Below are 2,113 nucleotides of genomic sequence, written 5' to 3' on the forward strand. Positions count from 1 at the left end.
GCGCGCGATGCGCGTGAGCAAGCCTGCCGCATCGCCTTGAAAATTGGGCATGCCCGCCGCGCCGTTGTTGAGCACCCAGCCATTGCGGGCACAGCCGGGCAGGCTGACCTGCTGAAACACCGGCAAGCAGGTGTGTGTGCTGGCAAAGACGTCCACTTGCGCACGCTCGAACCAGCGCCGCACCAAGGGCACGTGCTCGGGGTCGCGCAGGTGTTCTTGGGCAAAGCCCCAACCGGCCAAAGACTGCGCGTCGCCATGCACCAGCCCCACGCGCACATCGCCCACCTGCGCCACACGCCACATGGGCAAAGCGGCCAGCTGCGCGCGCTGCTCGGGCGTGGTGGCCGTGCGCAATTGGTTCAAGATGCGGTTGGAGCGCGAGACCACGTCCTGCCCCACCCAGTCGGGGTAGGCGCAGCCGCAGCCAGCCTCGGGGTCGGGGTCGTCTTCGGCCAATTCGGTCTCGACGTTGCCGCGCAGGGCCACATGCGCCAAGACCGCCGTCTGCACCCGCGCGAAGATGGCCGGGTCGATGTCAAACCAGTGGAAGTCGCCATTGAACACCAGGCGCTTGCGGCCAGGCTCTTGTTCAAACAGGCGCAGCACCTCGTGCAGCGCCAACTCGTTGCCATACAGGCCGCCCACCACGTACAGCGTGTCCAGATCGCTCAGCACGGGGTCGGGGGCCGAATTGAAAACCTCGGGGCCGTATTGGTAATGCAGCGGGCAGCTGCGGCCGGCTTGGGTGTTTGGGTTCATGACTGAGTTCATGGCTGAAGAGTGGCTTTGAGCAAGTCGGATCGGTTGGGCCAATCCTGCGGCAAATGTTGCAAATCAACAGGCTCGTCCATGTCGTGCACCGGCGCCAGTTCGCACCAGCGCACACCGGCTTGATGGGCGCGAACCCGGGTATCGGCCATGACGCTGGCCGTGCTCCAGACCATGTCCACGAACAACTCGGGCACCGGCTGGCGCAAGCCCACCAGCGCGTAGCCCCCGTCGTGCGCGGGCACAAACACGGCATCGTGGCTCAACAAGGCCTGCGCGGCTTCTTGCAGCACCGTGGCTTTCAGGCCTGGCGCGTCGGTCCCCATTAGCAGCACCGCCGCGTGCTGCGACAGGCCGCGCACCAAAGCGCGGTGCATGCGTTGACCCAAATCGCCATCGCCTTGCAGGCTCAGTGTCAAAGGGCTCTGCGCCGTAGCGGCTGTTGGCTTGCGCACCAGGTCTTGCGCCAAGGCAAAAGCTGGGTGTGTGGTGTTGGGGCTGACGCACAACTCCAGCGCGTCCCACGGCACTTGCGCCGCCTGTTGCACCGCGTGCAACAGCAGCTGCTGGGCCAAGCGCGCCGCACCTTGTGGGGCCAAGGCCGGGATCATGCGGGTTTTGGCCTGGCCCGCGACAGGTGCTTTGGCAAAAATGATCAGCGCGGCGTTCATCGGTAATCCTCAGCCAAGCTGTGCGCCGATTCACCGCGCCAATAACGCCAGCGCAAACGCCACATCAGGACGATGGTGCGCCACACGCCGCGCTGCTCCCAGCGCCGACCGGAGGTGAGCACCCGCTGACGCAAGCAAGCCGGTGGACCCACAGCGCGCAGGCGCTGAGACATGTCAATGTCTTCCATCAAGGGCTGCGGCGCAAAGCAGCCCACCTGTGCAAAAGTCTCTCGGCGCATGAAGATGGCCTGATCACCGGTGGCGATGCCTGTCCAGCGCGAACGCAGGTTCATCATCGCGGCCACCACCGCCAACATGCGGGGTCGCCCATCGATGCGCACATCAAAGCGCCCCCAGACATGGCCTTGAGACAGGGCTTGCAGCAAGTGCGCGTCGGCCCGCTCGGGCAGCGTGGTGTCGGCGTGCAAAAACAAAAGTGCCTCGCCCCAGCCCAGCGCGGCGCCGGCGTTCATTTGCAAAGCCCTGCCGCGCAGGCCCTCGATGACGGCGTCGGCATGGGCTTGGGCCAAAGCCCGGGTGTCGTCCTGGCTGCCACCGTCCACCACCACCACACGTGCGCCGCGTTGGCGCAATGGCGCCAAGGCTTGCAACGTGGCTTGAATGCCTTGCGCCTCGTTCAGCACGGGCACCACGATGCACAAATGCGTCGGCTC

Annotated in this window: 3 protein-coding genes; all 3 read right to left on the reverse strand. The window is 65.7% G+C overall.

The window, feature by feature from the left end; all coding sequences use genetic code 11:
* The coding region (locus ABWQ00_RS03165) for a metallophosphoesterase family protein (RefSeq protein ID WP_353237221.1) at positions 1–759 on the reverse strand (759 nt) is incomplete at its 3' end.
* Between the two features lie 8 nt (positions 760–767).
* Complete coding sequence (locus tag ABWQ00_RS03170) at positions 768–1,439, reverse strand: TIGR04282 family arsenosugar biosynthesis glycosyltransferase (protein WP_353237222.1); 672 nt, start codon at positions 1,437–1,439, stop codon at positions 768–770.
* The gene (locus ABWQ00_RS03175; RefSeq protein WP_502908067.1) at positions 1,436–2,092 is read right to left on the reverse strand and encodes a TIGR04283 family arsenosugar biosynthesis glycosyltransferase; all 657 of its coding nucleotides are present in this window, start codon (positions 2,090–2,092) and stop codon (positions 1,436–1,438) included. The genes ABWQ00_RS03170 and ABWQ00_RS03175 overlap by 4 nt, the downstream gene beginning before the upstream one ends.
* Between the last annotated feature and the right edge of the window lie 21 nt (positions 2,093–2,113).

Source organism: Limnohabitans sp., assembly GCF_040400975.1.
In the GTDB taxonomy this organism is placed as follows: domain Bacteria; phylum Pseudomonadota; class Gammaproteobacteria; order Burkholderiales; family Burkholderiaceae_C; genus Limnohabitans_A.